The 15851-nt window shown below is 62.4% G+C and carries 12 protein-coding genes; 10 read left to right on the top strand and 2 right to left on the bottom strand.

The features are described 5' to 3' along the window. Positions 1-43 precede the first annotated feature (43 nt). The 4 genes from B0G74_RS28375 to B0G74_RS28360 all read left to right on the top strand — a co-directional run bounded on the left by B0G74_RS28375 (position 44) and on the right by B0G74_RS28360 (position 5085). Positions 44-1282, top strand: a complete 1239-nt coding sequence (locus B0G74_RS28375; RefSeq protein ID WP_132378498.1) for a dienelactone hydrolase family protein — start codon at positions 44-46, stop codon at positions 1280-1282. 137 nt (positions 1283-1419) lie between these two features. Continuing rightward, on the top strand, positions 1420-2541 hold the full coding sequence (locus tag B0G74_RS28370) for a porin (protein ID WP_243658326.1): 1122 nt from the start codon (positions 1420-1422) through the stop codon (positions 2539-2541). 120 nt (positions 2542-2661) lie between these two features. Continuing rightward, positions 2662-3102 (top strand): SET domain-containing protein-lysine N-methyltransferase, encoded by a 441-nt coding sequence (locus B0G74_RS28365; protein ID WP_132378496.1) that lies wholly within the window; start codon positions 2662-2664, stop codon positions 3100-3102. Between the two features lie 162 nt (positions 3103-3264). Beyond that, positions 3265-5085, top strand: a complete 1821-nt coding sequence (locus B0G74_RS28360) for an ABC transporter transmembrane domain-containing protein (RefSeq protein WP_132378494.1) — start codon at positions 3265-3267, stop codon at positions 5083-5085. A gap of 122 nt (positions 5086-5207) precedes the next feature. On the opposite strand, the gene B0G74_RS28355 is transcribed toward B0G74_RS28360, so the two are convergent. Continuing rightward, a complete protein-coding gene (locus B0G74_RS28355) occupies positions 5208-6167 on the bottom strand; it encodes a LysR family transcriptional regulator (RefSeq protein ID WP_132378492.1) in 960 nt (319 codons plus the stop codon). Between the two features lie 130 nt (positions 6168-6297). On the opposite strand from B0G74_RS28355, the gene B0G74_RS28350 reads away from it, so the two are divergent. Continuing rightward, positions 6298-7464: a mandelate racemase/muconate lactonizing enzyme family protein gene (locus tag B0G74_RS28350; RefSeq protein ID WP_132378490.1), complete on the top strand. Its 1167-nt coding sequence runs from the start codon at positions 6298-6300 to the stop codon at positions 7462-7464. A 165-nt stretch (positions 7465-7629) separates the two neighbouring features. Continuing rightward, positions 7630-8988: a C4-dicarboxylate transporter DctA gene (dctA, locus tag B0G74_RS28345; protein WP_132378488.1), complete on the top strand. Its 1359-nt coding sequence runs from the start codon at positions 7630-7632 to the stop codon at positions 8986-8988. A gap of 27 nt (positions 8989-9015) precedes the next feature. Here dctA and B0G74_RS28340 read toward each other — a convergent pair whose 3' ends face one another. Beyond that, a complete protein-coding gene (locus B0G74_RS28340) occupies positions 9016-9945 on the bottom strand; it encodes a LysR family transcriptional regulator (RefSeq protein WP_132378486.1) in 930 nt (309 codons plus the stop codon). A 145-nt stretch (positions 9946-10090) separates the two neighbouring features. Between B0G74_RS28340 and B0G74_RS28335 the strand changes: the two genes are divergently transcribed. The 4 genes from B0G74_RS28335 (at position 10091) to B0G74_RS28320 (ending at position 15708) form a co-directional block, all read left to right on the top strand. Further along, the gene (locus B0G74_RS28335) at positions 10091-11506 is read left to right on the top strand and encodes an MmgE/PrpD family protein (protein WP_132378484.1); all 1416 of its coding nucleotides are present in this window, start codon (positions 10091-10093) and stop codon (positions 11504-11506) included. 110 nt (positions 11507-11616) lie between these two features. Further along, positions 11617-12855 (top strand): MFS transporter, encoded by a 1239-nt coding sequence (locus B0G74_RS28330; protein WP_347814521.1) that lies wholly within the window; start codon positions 11617-11619, stop codon positions 12853-12855. A 25-nt stretch (positions 12856-12880) separates the two neighbouring features. Beyond that, positions 12881-14341, top strand: a complete 1461-nt coding sequence (locus B0G74_RS28325) for an MmgE/PrpD family protein (RefSeq protein ID WP_132378482.1) — start codon at positions 12881-12883, stop codon at positions 14339-14341. After that, complete coding sequence (locus tag B0G74_RS28320) at positions 14341-15708, top strand: MmgE/PrpD family protein (protein WP_132378480.1); 1368 nt, start codon at positions 14341-14343, stop codon at positions 15706-15708. The genes B0G74_RS28325 and B0G74_RS28320 overlap by 1 nt, the downstream gene beginning before the upstream one ends. Positions 15709-15851 lie beyond the last annotated feature (143 nt).

The raw sequence follows: 15851 nt of genomic DNA, 5'->3' as shown, positions 1-15851 counted from the left end.
GGTAGGTGATGCACCAACACTTTCAGAAGGAAAGGAACGGATCATGAGCGGTGAGTTCATCCAGATCGATGCAGGCAATGGACAGGCGTTTTCTGCATACATGGCAAAACCCAGGCAAGGCTCGGGGCCCGGCCTGATTCTGTTGCAGGAGATTTTCGGTATCAACGGATACATGAAGGCGATGGCCGATCGCTTCGCGGAGGAAGGCTACGTGGTGCTGGTGCCGGATCTGTTCTGGCGCATGCAACCGCGCGTCGAGCTTGGGTACGGCGAAGCGGACTTTGCCGCCGCGCTCGACTACAACGCGCGACTCGATCTTGGACTCGCGGTCGAAGACATCGCCTCGACCCTCACGGCGCTGCGCGCGTTGCCGCAACAGGCAGGCAAGGTTGGTGCGCTTGGATACTGTCTCGGCGGGAAATTGGCGATGCTTGCCGCTGCGCGGACGGAGATCGATTGCGCGGTGAGTTATTACGGTGTCGGCCTCGACGCGTTTCTGGATGAGGTGCCCTCGATCCGATGCCCGATGGTGTTCCATTTTGCCGGCCGGGATGCGCTGTGCCCGCCCGCGATGCGCGAGAAGATCCAGACGGCATTCAGCGAGAATCCGCGGATTGAGCAGTACGTGTACCAGGATTGCGATCACGCATTCGCGACCCCGGAGCGCGAGCACTTCGACAAACCGGCCGCCATGATGGCGTATTCGCGCTCGCTTGCGATGCTGCGCAAAGTGTTGGGGCCGATCTACGACCTGAATGCGCTGTGGGATTTGCACTGCCACTATGAATTCGCCACACGCGACGTCAACGCGATCATGCCCACCATGGTCGCCGAGCCGTACGTCAACCACGTGCCGACCATGACGGGTGGAGTCGGCCATGATGAGCTCAAGCGTTTTTATAAATACCACTTTGTTGACGCGAATCCCGACGACACGCGGCTCATTCCGCTGTCCCGCACCATCGGGTCGGACCGGATCGTCGACGAGTTCGTGTTCTGCGCAACCCACGATCGTGAGATCGACTGGCTGCTGCCGGGGCTGGCGCCTACCGGAAGGTACATCGAGATTCCGATGCTGGCTGTCGTGTGCTTTCGGGGCGACAAGCTGTACAACGAGCATATCTATTGGGATCAGGCCTCGGTGCTCGTGCAGATCGGTGTGCTTGATCCGACGGGGTTGCCCATTGCCGGGATTGAAACCGCCAGGAAGATGGTTGATGAAAACTTGCCAGGCAACACGCTGATGCGCAATTGGGCGTCCAGCGAGGGCAAGCCGATCTGACTCACGATCATGTGCTGCCTGCTCCGGGTGAAAGCAGGCAGCAATAGTTGGAAGGCTGAGCAATTCATCTTTCTACGCGCTTTATATTTACTTCGGTATGCAAACAAAAACGCAAGATAACTAACCAAGGAAAAATCGTGAAGAAGCTGCTCGTTGCTTTTCCCGCAATGCTATTCATCAGTCTCGGGGCATATGCCCAGAGCAGCGTGACGATCTACGGCATCATAGACGACGGGCTGACCTGGTCGAGCAATCAGGGCGGCAAGAGCGCCTGGCAGATGCAGGGCAGCATCTCGCAAGGCAATCGGTGGGGGCTCAGAGGCGTGGAAGACCTGGGAGGCGGCACGACGGCAATCTTCAGGCTCGAGAGCGGCTTTAACGTCAACACCGGCGCGTTGAGTCAAGGCGGCCGGCTGTTCGGCCGGCTGGCCTATGTGGGTCTGTCCGACAACCGCTACGGCACGCTGACGCTCGGGCGGCAGGGCGAAGAAGTGGGCGACTATATCGGCCCGCTGTCCGCCAACGGCATCTTGCCAGGCGGCATTCTGTTTCCGCATCCTGGCGATCTGGACAACAACGGTGTCGATTTTCACCTGCAAAACGCCGTCAAGTACGTGTCGCCGACCATTGCCGGTTTCACGGGTGTCGCCACCTATAGCTTCGGCGGCGTCGCGGGCGATTTTGCGCGTTTCGGCGCAAAATCTTTCGCGCTTCAGTACGCAAATGGAAATCTGCAGTTGGTGGGCGCCTACACATCGATCGACCATCCGGCCACCGCCGTATCGGAAGGGGTGTGGACGGCCACCAACACGGTCGACGGCAACTATGGTCTTGCTGCCGGCAGCTACAAAGTGTTTGGCCTCGGCGCCGCCTACGCGTTCGGTGCGGCAAAGATCAGCGCCGACTGGACTCACACACAGTTCGGCGACCTCGACCCGAGCCTGGGCGCGAAAATCAACGGACATGTGACCTTCAATATCGGCGAGGTCGTGGCCAGTTACATGGTGACGCCGGCGCTGCAGCTTGGCGTGGCGTACAGCTACACCGAAGGCAACGTCTCCGCAACCGGGCAGGAACCGCACTATCACGAGGTGGATGCGAGTGCGGACTATTTTCTGTCGAAGAGCACCGACGTGTACGGATCGGCAACGTATATGCGCGCCGGAGGCGGCGCGGTCGCCGATCTTGCGCCCGTTTTGCAAGCGTCGAGTTCGGCGAATCAGATCGCGCTGCGGGTGGGAATTCGCAAGAAGTTCTAGTTTTCGCGGGGGCTTTGGATCGTTTTCCACGGACCGGCCAAGCGCGAATAACCACCACAAAATGATGCAAGCGTAAATTTGCACTCGTATACTGGCGCCTATATCAGTCAAGGAAACAGTATGCGGCGAGTGATCGTACGGCGGTCGTCGGTTCACGGGAAGGGTGTGTTCGCGATGCGGCCGCTCGCGGCGGGTGAGTGCGTGCTTGAATACCGGGGCGAATTGACGAGCTGGCGGGAAGCCGTGCGCCGGCACCGGCGCGAAGGTGTCGCCGGGCACACGTTTCTGTTTGGCCTGTCGGACGGGCGCGTGATCGACGGAAGCCGTGGTGGCAATAGTGCGCGATGGCTGAACCATGCATGTGCGCCGAACTGCGAGACCATCGAAGATGCCGGCCGCATCTTCATTCACACGATCCGGCCGATTGAAGCGGGTGAAGAACTGTTTATCGAGTACCTGCTGACAACCGACGATCCCTCGGACGAGGACGTTCGAGCCCAATACACTTGCCGGTGTGCCGCAGTGGGGTGTCGTCAGTCGATGCTGGCGGCTGTCGCGTGATTCAGCCGGTCCGCCTCGACTCATAACCCGAGAGCGTCGTCGAATTCGGCAACGCGCACATCGTCCATACTGCGACGCCCGATTGAAGGACCTAAACGGGCCGCCTTCCAATCCGCAAGACTGGCACAATCGGGAGGATATTCGATCCGCTTGGGAATCCTCATGCCAGACGCTATGACGTCGTCGCCGCCTTCACCCCGCATCGGCCCCCTCTTTGCCTTATTTCCCTTCCTGCGCCCCTATGCCGGCCGCTGGGCGCTCGCGTTCCTCGCGCTGGTGACCTCGGCAGGCGCCACACTGGTGTTGCCGGTGGCGTTCAAATACCTGATCGATCGTGGCTTCGCCGCCGGCGACCGGGGGCACATCGATCGCTATTTCCTCGCGCTATTGGTCGTTTCGCTGGTACTGGCCGGCGCCACGGCGCTGCGCTTCTACCTCGTGTCATGGCTGGGCGAGCGGGTCACGGCCGACTTGCGGCGTGCGGTCTACGATCACGTGCTGCAGATGAGCCCGCAGTTCTTCGAGACCACGCAAACCGGCGAGGTGCTGTCACGGCTCACCGCCGACACTACCTTGATCCAGACGGTGGTGGGCACCAGCCTGTCGCTGGGATTGCGCAACTTCTTCCTGTTGACCGGCGGCGTGGCCATGCTCGCGGTGACGAGCCCGGTGCTGTCCGGCTACATCATCGCGACGCTGGTCGTGGTGGTCGCGCCTATCGTGATCTTCGGCCGGCGCGTGCGGCGGCTCTCGCGCGCGAGCCAGGACAAGATCGCGAACACTAGCGCGCTGGCGGGCGAGGTGCTCAATGCCATGCCGACCGTGCAGTCGTACACGCAGGAACCCTTTGAAACACGCCGGTTTGCCGGCGCGGTGGCGGCGGCCTTCGAGACCGCGCTCACGCGCATTCGCGCGCGCGCCTGGTTGACCGCCGTGGTGATCGTGCTGGTGTTCACCGCCATCGTATTCGTGCTGTGGCTCGGAGCGCAGGCAGTGCTGGCCGGGCGCATGACAGCGGGCCAATTGTCCCAGTTCATCCTCTACGCGGTGTTCACGGCGGGCGCCGTGGGAGCGGTCGCCGAGGTGTGGGGCGATCTGCAGCGCGCTGCCGGCGCCACCGAACGTTTGCTGCAATTGCTGGCGGCGCGCTCGCCGGTGGTGGAGGCCGAGACGACGGTCACGCTGCCTGCGCGAGGCGAGGGCATCCGCTTCGACGAGGTCAGCTTCTCGTATCCGTCGCGCCCGGGCATCGCGGCGCTTTCCGCGGTCTCGCTCGACGTCCGTCCGGGCGAACATGTCGCACTGGTCGGCCCGTCCGGCGCGGGCAAGACCACGTTGTTCCAGTTGCTGCTGCGCTTTTACGATCCACAAGCCGGCCGCATTCTGATCAACGGCGTCCCGAACCGTGACGTGCCGCTCGCTGAATTGCGCAAGGAAATTGGCGTGGTGCTGCAGGAATCAGTGATCTTTTCCGGGAGCGTACTCGACAATATCCGCTATGGCGCGCCGGAAGCCACGCTCGCGCAGGTCCAGCGGGCTGCCGATATGGCCGCTGCGGCCGGCTTTATCGAAGAACTACCGCAGGGCTACGACACCTTTCTCGGCGAGCGCGGCGTGCGCCTGTCCGGCGGACAACGCCAGCGCATTGCGATCGCTCGCGCGATCCTGAAGAATCCGCCCATCCTGCTGCTGGACGAAGCGACCAGTGCACTCGATGCCGCCAGCGAACGGCTGGTGCAAAAGGCGCTGGACAATGCCGCGCAGAATCGCACCACGCTCGTCATTGCACACCGCCTCGCGACCGTCCAACAGGCCGATCGCATTGTCGTGCTTGAACAGGGGCGTATCGTCGCGCAGGGTCGTCACGCGGAGCTCCTGTTGAGCTCGCCGCTCTATGCTCAGCTCGCTGCGTTGCAATTCGGCGAGCAGTTGGAGCAAACGGCGCAGCGCGGCGCCGTGAGCGATCCTATTGGTTCGACGTAAGGTCGACGCAAGCTTGGCAAAGGGCGCAAAGCCGGCCGCACGGGCGGCCAGGATCAACGACTACGGCTAATGATCGAATGCGCGCCGTCCGCGACAGCGTCCGTGCAATGACAGCGCGCGACTCACAGCTTGCGGCCCGCTTTCTTTTTCTGGTCGTACAGCAAAGCGCCGGTTTCAACCGGAATGAACGGGGCCTGAAAATGATCGATCAGAAAATCGATGAATGCCCGGGCGCGCGCTGTCTGGTTTCGCTGGCTGGGATAGTAGACAAACAGATCGGCCGACGGCAGTACCGTATTGGGTAAAACCAGTTTTAGCCGGCCGCTTTGAACGTACTTCGCCAGATCCCATTCGGAACGAATCAATATCCCATGTCCGTCAAGCGCCCACCGCAGCACGATATCGCCATCGTTGCTCGAAAGCGCGCCTTTGACCTTCAACGCTTCGGTGTGGTCCCCCTGCATATACCGCCACACGCCATAAGCATCGTCGTTCTGGCGATGAATGATGCAACGGTGCCGAACCAGATCCTCTATGCGCTCCGGCGTCCCAAATCGTTCGAGGTATTTCGGGGAGGCGCAAAGAAAGCGACGATTGCTCATGATGCGCCGGGCGCTAAGCCGGCTGTCAGGAAGCGTTCCAAAACGGATCGCCATGTCGAACGCTTCCTCGACCAGATCGATGGGCCGGTCCGTCACTTCAAACTGGATCTCAACGTTGGGAAAGCGCTTCGCGAATTCGGACACCAGCGGCGCGATGGCCGTGCGCCCGAAACCGAGCGTCGCATTGACGCGTAACAGTCCATGGGGATCGGATCGCGCCCCCGATATCTCGTCCTCCATCTGCCGGACTTGCCCGACGATCTGTGTTGCGTAGCGCAGGTAGGTCTCGCCCTCCGGCGTCAGGCTGACACTGCGCGTTGTCCTGTTGACCAACCGCGCCCCCAGTTTCTGTTCCATCAGCCCAAGGCGTTTGGTCGCGGCCGGTGGCGTGAGATCGAGCGCGCGCGCCGCCCCCGACAAGCTTTTGAGTTTGGCGAGGAGGATGAAAAACTCGAAGTCGGATGCCGAGTCAGTTGTCACTTTGGCTGTTCACCTAAAGTAAAAAATGAAATGAATCTAAGCGAATTCTAACGCCTCATTTCGCGGATAACCTAGTTTCCATTGCAGCCAGACGCATGCGATACGTGCCCAAAACTCAGGAGACACCGTCATGAGAATCGTTGAAATCCGCGAAAAGACCGTTCCGATCAGTTCCCCGATCCGCAATGCCTACATTGACTTCAGCAAGATGACGCTGAGTCTCGTCGCCGTGGTGACGGACGTCATCCGCGACGGCAAGCCGGTGGTGGGTTACGGCTTCAATTCGAACGGCCGCTACGGCCAGGGCAAGCTGATGCGCGAGCGCTTCATTCCGCGCGTTCTCGAAGCCGACCCCGCCACGCTCGTCAACGACACCGGCGACAACCTCGATCCGCACAAGATCTGGGCGACCATGTTCATGAACGAAAAGCCGGGCGGCCACGGCGAGCGGTCGGTCGCGATCGGCACCATCGACATGGCGATCTGGGATGCGGTGGCGAAGATCGAAGGCAAGCCGCTGTTCCAGTTGCTGGCCGACCGCTACGGTAATGGTCAGCCCGATCGCAAGATTTTCGTGTACGCGGCCGGTGGCTACTACTACCCAGGCCAGGACCACGGGAAGCTGAAAGACGAAATGCGCAGCTATATCGACCGCGGCTATACGGTCGTCAAGAAGAAGATCGGCGGCGCTTCGCTCGACGAAGATCTGCGCCGCATCGACTCGATTCTGAGCGTACTGGGCGACGGACAAAAACTCGCTGTCGACGCCAACGGCCGTTTCGACCTCGACACGGCGATCCAGTACGCGAAGGCACTCTCGCAATACGACCTGTTCTGGTACGAAGAGCCGGGCGACCCGCTCGATTACGAATTGCAGGCCACGCTGCGCAACTACTACGACAAGCCGATGGCGACCGGCGAAGACCTGTTCTCGATGCAGGATGCCCGCAACCTGATCCGTTACGGCGGCATGCGCCCGGATCGCGACTGGTTGCAATTCGACTGCGCGCTGAGCTACGGCCTCGTCGAGTATCTGCGCACGCTGGACATGCTGCGTCAGCACGGCTGGTCACCGAGCCGCTGCATTCCGCACGGCGGCCATCAGATGTCGTTGAACATCGCGGCCGGACTTGGCCTCGGCGGCAACGAATCCTATCCCGACCTGTTCCAGCCTTACGGCGGCTTCCCCGACGGCGTGAAGGTGGAAAACGGCATCATCACGATGCCTGATCTGCCGGGCATCGGCTTCGAAGGAAAAGCCGATCTCTTCGTCGAGATGCAAAAGCTGTCCGCATAAGCCGTAGTCCGACAAAACGCGCCGACAAAAAGCGTCGGCGTAGCGTTGATAAAAATAGACAAAGAACGCTGGCGAAATCGGTTCGTACTCTCCCCAACGGTAAATCCCGCTGCCGGGAGTACGAATCTGACTTTCATTAGAAGATGCCACGCATAGGAGACAGTCATGCGGGTTTCAAAGATCGGAAAATCTCTTTCCAAGCTCTACGTACAGGTTCTGATCGGCATTATTGCCGGTGTCCTCGTCGGGCATTTCTACCCTGACTTCGGTTCTCAACTCAAACCACTCGGAGACCTGTTCATCAAACTGATCCGGATGCTGCTCGCTCCGATCATTTTTGCATCCGTTGTGGTCGGCATTGCCCGCATGACAGACCTTCATGAGGCCGGCCGCGTCGGCGTCAAGGCGGTCGTCTACTTCGAAATTGCATCGACGATCGCGCTCGCTGTCGGGCTTGTCATCGTGAACGTCATCAAGCCGGGCAGCGGTATGAACATCGACCCCGCGCATATCGACAGTTCAGCGATCTCCACCTATACGCACGCAGCGCAACAGCACGGGATGCTCGACTTCTTCATGAGCATCGTTCCGAACAGCATTGTCGGAGCGTTCGCGAATGGGGATATCCTGCCGATCATCTTCTTCTCGCTTCTGTTTGCCATCGCGCTCGCCAGGCTGGGGCCTCGCACCGCGCCGTTCGTCGATATGCTCGACATGTTCCTCCAGGGCATGTTCGGCGTTGTGCGAATCGTCATGTATGTCGCGCCCATCGGTGCCTTTGGCGGCATGGCATTCACCATCGCGAAGTACGGAATCGGCACGCTGGCATCGTTCGGCCAACTGATGCTGTGCCTCTACCTGACCTCGATTTTCTTCGTCGTCGTGGTGCTGGGTCTGGTGATGCGGATGAGCGGGCTGTCGCTGTGGAAGTATCTCCGCTACATCAAGGACGAAATCTTCATTACCCTCGGCACCGCTTCGACTGAAGCAGTACTCCCGCAGATGCTCATCAAAATGGAGAAGCTGGGGTGCTCACGGCCCGTGGTCGGGATGGTGTTGCCCACAGGCTATACCTTCAATGCCGACGGTACGGCGATTTACCTGACCATGGCCTCGATGTTCGTCGCGCAAGCGATGAATATCCACCTGACGATCTGGGACCAGTTGCTGCTGCTCGGCGTGCTGTTGCTGACATCCAAGGGGTCCGCGGGTGTGGCCGGAGCCGGATTCGTCGCGCTGGCTGCCACGCTGGCCTCGATGCACAAAATCCCCGTGTCTGGACTGGTGCTGCTGCTAGGTGTCGATCGCTTTCTCAACGAGGCTCGTGCGGTCACGAATCTGATCGGCAACGGGGTGGCGACCATTGTGGTAGCTCGATGGGAAGGGGCGCTGGATATGAACAAGGCCCGCGCGATGCTCGACCGTACCGACACGAGCATCGATGTATTGGAGTCCGCCGACAGCGTGGCGCCGCCAGATCGGACGCCTTCGAAAGACGCCATGATCCGGTCTCACATCCACTGAGCCCATTCAGTCAACTTGCCGACAGGTTCAAGCGGGCTCGTGCAGAATCGACGGATCGAATGGCGCCATCCTGCGCAGCGCGAGACGAAAGTCGCGCGCGATCGACGAGAGCGCGGCATCGCGCCGGCGAATCAGACCGATGGTTCGCGCGACCGTCGGATCAACCAGAGGCCGGATCGCGATGCGCGCGTGCGCGTCGCGCGGTGCCGCGCAACGCGGAATGATGGAGATGCCGAGTCCCGCTTCGACGAGCCCCAATGAAGTGGTCAGATGCTCGATCTCGATCAGCCGGTCGGGGCGCCAGTCGATATCCCTGAGCGCGGCGTCGAGCATGCGCCGGTTGCCGCTCGAGGTGCCGGAAACGATCAGCGGCCACGGCCGCAACTCAGGCCACGTCACGTGCTCGCTCGCGGCGAGCGGATGATCCGCGGGACAGGCCAGCACGTACGGATCCACAAGCAGTTCGTCGATTTCAAGCTCCGGCGATTCGTTCACCAGAAACGCAATGCCGAATTCCGCCTCGCCGTTCGCGACACGCTGCACGACCGTGGCGAGGTTGGCCTCGATGAGCCTGAGCCGCACTTCAGGGCGCCGCTTGTGATAACTGCTGACGATTTTCGGCAGCATGAATTTGGCTACCGTCGGAATGCACGCGATGGTCAGCTGACCGGTACGGATACGCGTCGCTTCGCTCACGAGTTCGAGCGATGCATCGAGCTCACGCAACACGCCCTGCGCGCGCGGCAACAGCAATTCGCCGGAACTGGTGAGCGCGACGGTACGTGTGGTGCGTTCGAACAGCATGGCGTCGAGCGCTTCCTCGAGCCGTTTGATGCGCCGCGTCAAAGCGGACGCGGACAGGTTCAGTTCGATCGCCGCGTCGTTGAACGACGCGTGCGACGCGACCGCGACGAAAGCCCGCAATGCGTCGAGATCGACACCCGGAAAACGGTTCATCTGCACCCCGCTGACTCTTGCATGTGACGCAATAATAATCACGTCGCGTGCAATTCACAAACGCGTTCGGGCTGCGGATACTGAAGGCACGACATTTCCGTGCAACCCAATCCGCGCGATTGCACCCAGAACGGCACCCGAAACGATGAACCAGCACAACGACGTAGGCGCAAACCCTTATACCGGCGGCGTGGCCGCATTCGTCGCGGGCTTGCGCTATGAGGCGATACCGGACGAGGTGCGCGCGCGCATCAAACTGCTGATTCTCGATTCGCTCGGCTGCGCCCTTTTCGGCGCCGGGTTGCCGTGGAGCCGCATTCTTGCGGATACCTTGCAGCGCGTCGATAGCACGCCGGGTTGCCGCGTGTGGGGCATGCCGTTGCGTTTGTCCGCGCCGCACGCGGCGCTCGTCAACGGCACCTTGATCCAGAGTTTCGAACTCGACGACGTGCATCGCGTCGGCGTGCTGCATGTCGGGGCGGTGACCTTGCCGGCCGTGCTCGCCGTCGCCGAACTGCTATCCGTCGGCGCGCCGATGTCAGGCCGCGATTTCCTGCGTGCCTGCGTGGCGGGCTATGAGGTCGGCCCACGCGTGGGCATGTGCATGGGACCGGAGCACATCGCGCAAGGCTGGCATTCGGGCGCGACGGTCGGCGTATTCTCGGCTGCGGCGGGGGCGGCAGCCGCATTGCGGCTCGATGTGGAACAGACGGTGCACGCGCTCGGCATCGGCGGCACGCAGGCAGCGGGGCTGATGGCCGCGCAGTTCGGCGCGATGGTCAAGCGCATGCACGCGGGCCGGGCGGCGCAAAGCGGCCTGTACGGCGCGTTGCTCGCGCAAAACGGTTTCACGGGTATCGTCGACGTGTTTGAGAACCCGTACGGCGGCTTTTGCAGCACATTCTCGCGTTCGTCCGACCGCTTCGATCTCACGCAACTCGTGGACGGCCTCGGCGAGCGCTTCGAGACCATGCGCATCGCACTGAAGTTCTACTCGTGCGTGGGCAGCAATCACACCACGCTCGATGCGATCCGCGCGATGCAGGCCCGTCATCCATTCGGTCCGGACGATATCGAGCGGATCGTCGTGCACGGTTCGCGTGTGACGGTCGATCATGTGGGTTGGAAATACGTGCCGCAGGGGCTGACCTCCGCGCAGCTCAACCTGCCGTATTGCGTCGCAACGCTGCTGCTCGAAGGCGACGTCTTCGTCGACCAGTTCAGCGAGGACAAGGTCGCGGACCCGCAGCGCATGGCGCTGGCCGATCGCGTGCAGGTGGTCGAGGATCCGTCGATTACGGCGCGCGGTTCCATGCTGCGGCATATGGTGCGCGTCGAAGTGCTGTTGCGCGACGGCACGCGGCTCGAAGAAACGGTCGAGGCGCAGCGCGGCAGCGAACATGCGTTCGCGAGCGAAGCGGATATCGTCGGCAAGATGAGAAAGCTCGCCGCGCATCGGATCGACGCGCGGCAGATCGCGCGCATCGTCGACTGGGTGATGCACGCCGAAGATCAGCCGGACGCCAGAGAACTCGCGCGGCTTCTCGCGAGCGCCCCCTGAGGAGCCATCGTGGCCGCGACTGCGCACACACTCCCGTTGTCCGCCACGCCCGCCGCGCGGCGCGAACGGTTGCGCTCGATTATCGGCGGCAGTGCCGGCAACGTTATCGAATGGTACGACTTTCTGGCGTACTCGATTTTCTCGATCTATTTCAGCAAGGCTTTTTCCCGGGCGGCAATCAGACCGCGCAACTCCTGAATGCGGCGGCTGTCGCGGCGATCGGTTATGTCGTGCGGCCGCTCGGCAGCTGGGCCATCGGCGCGCTCGCCGACCGGCGCGGGCGGCGCGTGGCGTTGAGCGTATCGGTGGCGATGATGAGCGTCGGCTCGCTGATCATTGCGTTGACGCCGACGTATGCGTCGATCGGCGTGGCCGCGCCCGCCGTGCTGGTCTGCGCGCGTCTGCTGCAAGGCTTCAGCATGGGCGGGGAAGCGGGCACGAGCGCGACGTATCTGAGCGAAATGGCGCCGACGGGCCGGCGCGGCTTCTTTGTCGGCTTCGTCCAGGTGACGGTGGTGATGGGGCAACTGGTGGCGCTCGCGCTGATGCTCGTGCTGCAACGGTTCGTGTTGACGCCCACGCAACTCGAACAGTGGGGATGGCGCATTCCATTTGCGATCGGCGGCGCGCTGGCCGTCTTCGCTCTGTATCTGCGGCGCGGCATTGCGGAGACCGACGCATTCGAGCGAGAAGGCGGTGCCGGCCTGCGGAAGCAGACGGAGCGGGGCAGTCTGCTGGTGCTGCTGATCCAGCATCGGCGTCAGACGCTGTGGACGATCGGCATCAGCATCGGCGGCACCGTTGCGTTCTACACGTTCACGATCTATCTGCAGAAGTTCATGGTCAACACGACGGGCTTCAGCCGCGACACGGCAACGCTGATCGCAACCGTGGCGCTCGTCATTTACATGGGTTTTCAGCCGCTTTTCGGCCTGTTGTCCGATCTGATCGGACGGCGTCCGGTCATGATGATCTTCGGTGTCGGCGGCACGTTCCTGACGGTGCCTCTGATGCATGCTTTGGGCGCGACTCATAGCGCGCTCACCGCTTTTGCATTGAACCTTGCTGCGCTCGGCATTCTCAGCGGCTTCTCGTCGATTCATTGGCTCGTCAAGTCGGAGCTTTTTCCCGCGAGGGTTCGCGCGCTCGGCGTTGGCCTGCCGTTTGCGATCGTGTCGTCGGTGATGGGCGGCACCACCGAATATCTCGCGTTGCGCTTCAAGCACGCGGGCCACGAATCATGGTTCTTCTATTACGTCAGCGCGTGCGCGGCGGTGTCGCTGCTCACGTACGTGCTGATGCCCGAGACGCGCCACCGGTCGGTGATCGACGAAGAAGCGCGCCAGTAATGTGGTCACTGAGGTGGTCACCTCAGTGACCACCAAGCTGATCACCAAGATCAATGGAGACGCTTTCATGCAGCCGGCTTCATCCGCTGGACGCACCGCTGCGCAGTTGTTGTCGGAGTACGCGCTCAGCGTGCGCTTCGAGCAGTTGCCCGCCGACATCGTGCGGCTTGCCAAAGACTGCCTGATCGACGCGATCGGCGCGGCGTTGTACGGACAGGAAGTGGAAGCCGGCAAGGCCGCGCTGCGCTATGCCAGCCATGCGGCCGCGGGCCCGTGTGCAATCCCCGGCACGAGCCGGCGCGTCGCGCCGGAGGCGGCGGCGTTCGCGGGCGGCGTGCTGGTCCACGCGGCGGAACTCGATAGCTTGCGGCAGCCTGGCGCCGGCGTTCATCCCGGCGCGACGCTGGTGCCGGTTGCGCTTGCCGCCGCGCAGGTTTATGGCGCATCGGGACGCGAAGTGCTGGCGGCGCTCGTCGCCGGTATCGAGGTGCTATTCCGGATCGGCACGGCGACCAAACACTCGGCCGAAGCACGCGGCTTTCATGCGCCGGGTTTGACGGGACCGTTCGGCGCCGCGATCGTAGCGGGCAAGCTGGCCGGCGTCGATGCGGATACATTGAGTCGCGCGTTGGGCATTGCGGGCTCGTTGAGCGGCGGATTGCTCGAATTCGCCAAGTCCGGCGATGGTGGTCTCGTCAAACGCATCCACCTGGGGCGCGCGGCGCAATCGGGCATCGTCGCCGTGCAACTGGCTCAAGCGGGGTTCGACGGGCCGTCGACGGTGCTCGAAGGGCGCTACGGTTTTCTGGAGGCGTATTGCGAGGCCTCGGACGCGGCGCGTCTGACCGCTGGTTTAGGCGCGCACTATGAAACGCCGACGCTGTGCCTGAAGCGCTACGCGTGTCACATCGTGGCGCACACACCGGTCTACGCCGCGCAGCAACTGCGCGCCGCGTACGATATCGACGCGCGCCGTATCATCGCGATCCGGATCGAGGGCGCGCCGCGTCTTGCCGCGAATCACGATATCAAGCTGCCCGCCAATCAGGTGCTCGCGCAATACAGCGTGCCGGTGTGCGTGGCGGCGGCGCTGCTGCACGATGCCGACGATCCGTCGACCTTCGGCGACCACCTGTTGCAAGACGAAGCCATCCGCGAACTCGCGCAGCGCGTGACGCTCGTCGCGACCGACGCCACCGGCCTCGCCACCGTCACACGCATCACGCTCGATAACGGCACGACCTACGAATTGGCGCAGACGGACTTCCCGGGCTGTCCGTCGACGCCGTTCACACCGGCCCAATTGCGCGCCAAGTTCATGCGGATGACGAAGCGGCTGGGCGCAGCGGCGCACGCGTTGTTCGAGCAGTTGGACCGGGTGGAAGACGAAGCGGATCTGCACTGGCTCGACGCGATGTCTGCTTCATCGACCGATCCATTGCACAGATCGCCGCCAGATCTTTCGCTTGTACAAGGAGACCGCTGATGAGCATCGCGAAGACGCTGGGCGGACGCATCGCCGCGTTCACTTCCGCCGACGTGCCCGACGAAGCGTTGCGCTGGGCGCGCATCGGCATCATCGACACGGTCGGCGTGACGCTGGCGGGTTCGGCGGAACCCTGCGCGCGGATTGCGCGGACCGTGGCGGCGCCTTCCAACGGAGCCGCGCTCGTGGTCGGCACGCGCGAGCGGATGAAGCCCAGCGACGCCGCGCTCGTCAATGGCACGGCCGCGCATGCGCTCGACTTCGACGATTGCAGCAATACACTCGGCGGCCATCCATCCGCGCCGATCCTGCCGGCGCTCTTCGCGCTCGCCGAAGAGGTGCACGCGAGCGGGCGATGCCTCGTCACCGCTTACGTGGCGGGTTTTGAAGCGCAGGCGCGCATTGCGCATGCCGTCAATTTTCATCACTACGACAAGGGCTGGCATCCAACGGCGACGCTCGGCGTATTCGGCGCGTGTGCCGCGTCGGCGCATCTGCTCGAACTGGATGCGGCGCACACGGCGACCGCGTTGTCGATTGCCGCGTCGTTCGCTTCCGGCATCAAGGCCAATTTCGGCACCATGACGAAGCCGTTGCACGTCGGTCATGCGTCGCGCAATGGCTTGATCGCGACGCTGCTGGCGCGCGAGGGCTTCAGCGCTGGCGACGAAACCTTCGAACATCGACAGGGCTTTTTCAACGTCTACAACGGTGTGGGCCATTACGACGCCGAAGCGGCGCTGACGCATTGGGCCGATCCACTCGACATCGTCGAACCCGGTATTGCGATCAAGCAGTACCCATGCTGCGGCAGCACGCACCCGGCGATCGACGCGATGTTGATGCTCGTCGGCGAATACGGACTGAAGCCGGACGATGTCGAATCGGTTGTGTCGTGGACGCATCCGCGCCGCCTTCAGCATACGAATCGCCCGCAACCGGCCAGTGCGCTCGATGCAAAATTCAGCGTGCAGTACTGCGTGGCGCGCGCGCTGGCGCAAGGGCGCGTGGTGTTGTCCGATTTCGAAGGCGACGCATACGCCGACCCCGCGATTCGCGCGCTCATGTCGAAGATCGTCGCTGAGCCGGATCCTTTGGCGGACCAGCAAGCGGATCATTTCGGGGCAGAAGTTGTCGTTCAGTTGCGCGACGGCCGACGTGTGTCGAAACGCGTCGCGCGCGCGGCGGGCCGCACGTCGGCCAATCCGTTGCCGGATGCACGGATCGAAGCCAAGTTTCTCGACTGCGCGAATCACGTATTGACGCCCGATGCGAGCCGCGACGCGTTGGGCATGCTGTGGCGCATCGACGGTATTGAAGACATCAGCACGGTGACTGGTTTATTCGAAGCAGGTTTGCGGCACTGACGCAGTTGTCGGGCCGCGTTGGATAGATTCATACGAACGAGCAAAACAATCGCGCGGCTATGACCGCCGACAGCCTTGCATGGAACCAGAGCTGGCGCTAAAGCGCCAACTCTGGTCGACAGCTTTGCATGGGATCGGAGTAA

Source organism: Paraburkholderia sp. BL9I2N2 (assembly GCF_004339745.1).
GTDB lineage: Bacteria > Pseudomonadota > Gammaproteobacteria > Burkholderiales > Burkholderiaceae > Paraburkholderia.
The sequence above is the reverse complement of the archived record's forward strand: the minus strand, read 5'-3'. Positions and strand labels throughout refer to the sequence as shown.

What these genes read in the sequence shown, in the direction of transcription:
- B0G74_RS28350 (WP_132378490.1), top strand. Translation starts at nt 6,298, where the DNA reads ATGAGAATCGTTGAAATCCGCGAAAAGACCGTTCCGATCAGTTCCCCG.
- B0G74_RS28375 (WP_132378498.1), top strand. Translation starts at nt 44, where the DNA reads ATGAGCGGTGAGTTCATCCAGATCGATGCAGGCAATGGACAGGCGTTT.
- B0G74_RS28340 (WP_132378486.1), bottom strand. Translation starts at nt 9,945, where the DNA reads ATGAACCGTTTTCCGGGTGTCGATCTCGACGCATTGCGGGCTTTCGTC.
- dctA (WP_132378488.1), top strand. Translation starts at nt 7,630, where the DNA reads ATGCGGGTTTCAAAGATCGGAAAATCTCTTTCCAAGCTCTACGTACAG.
- B0G74_RS28330 (WP_347814521.1), top strand. Translation starts at nt 11,617, where the DNA reads ATGGTACGACTTTCTGGCGTACTCGATTTTCTCGATCTATTTCAGCAA.
- B0G74_RS28335 (WP_132378484.1), top strand. Translation starts at nt 10,091, where the DNA reads ATGAACCAGCACAACGACGTAGGCGCAAACCCTTATACCGGCGGCGTG.
- B0G74_RS28365 (WP_132378496.1), top strand. Translation starts at nt 2,662, where the DNA reads ATGCGGCGAGTGATCGTACGGCGGTCGTCGGTTCACGGGAAGGGTGTG.
- B0G74_RS28360 (WP_132378494.1), top strand. Translation starts at nt 3,265, where the DNA reads ATGCCAGACGCTATGACGTCGTCGCCGCCTTCACCCCGCATCGGCCCC.
- B0G74_RS28320 (WP_132378480.1), top strand. Translation starts at nt 14,341, where the DNA reads ATGAGCATCGCGAAGACGCTGGGCGGACGCATCGCCGCGTTCACTTCC.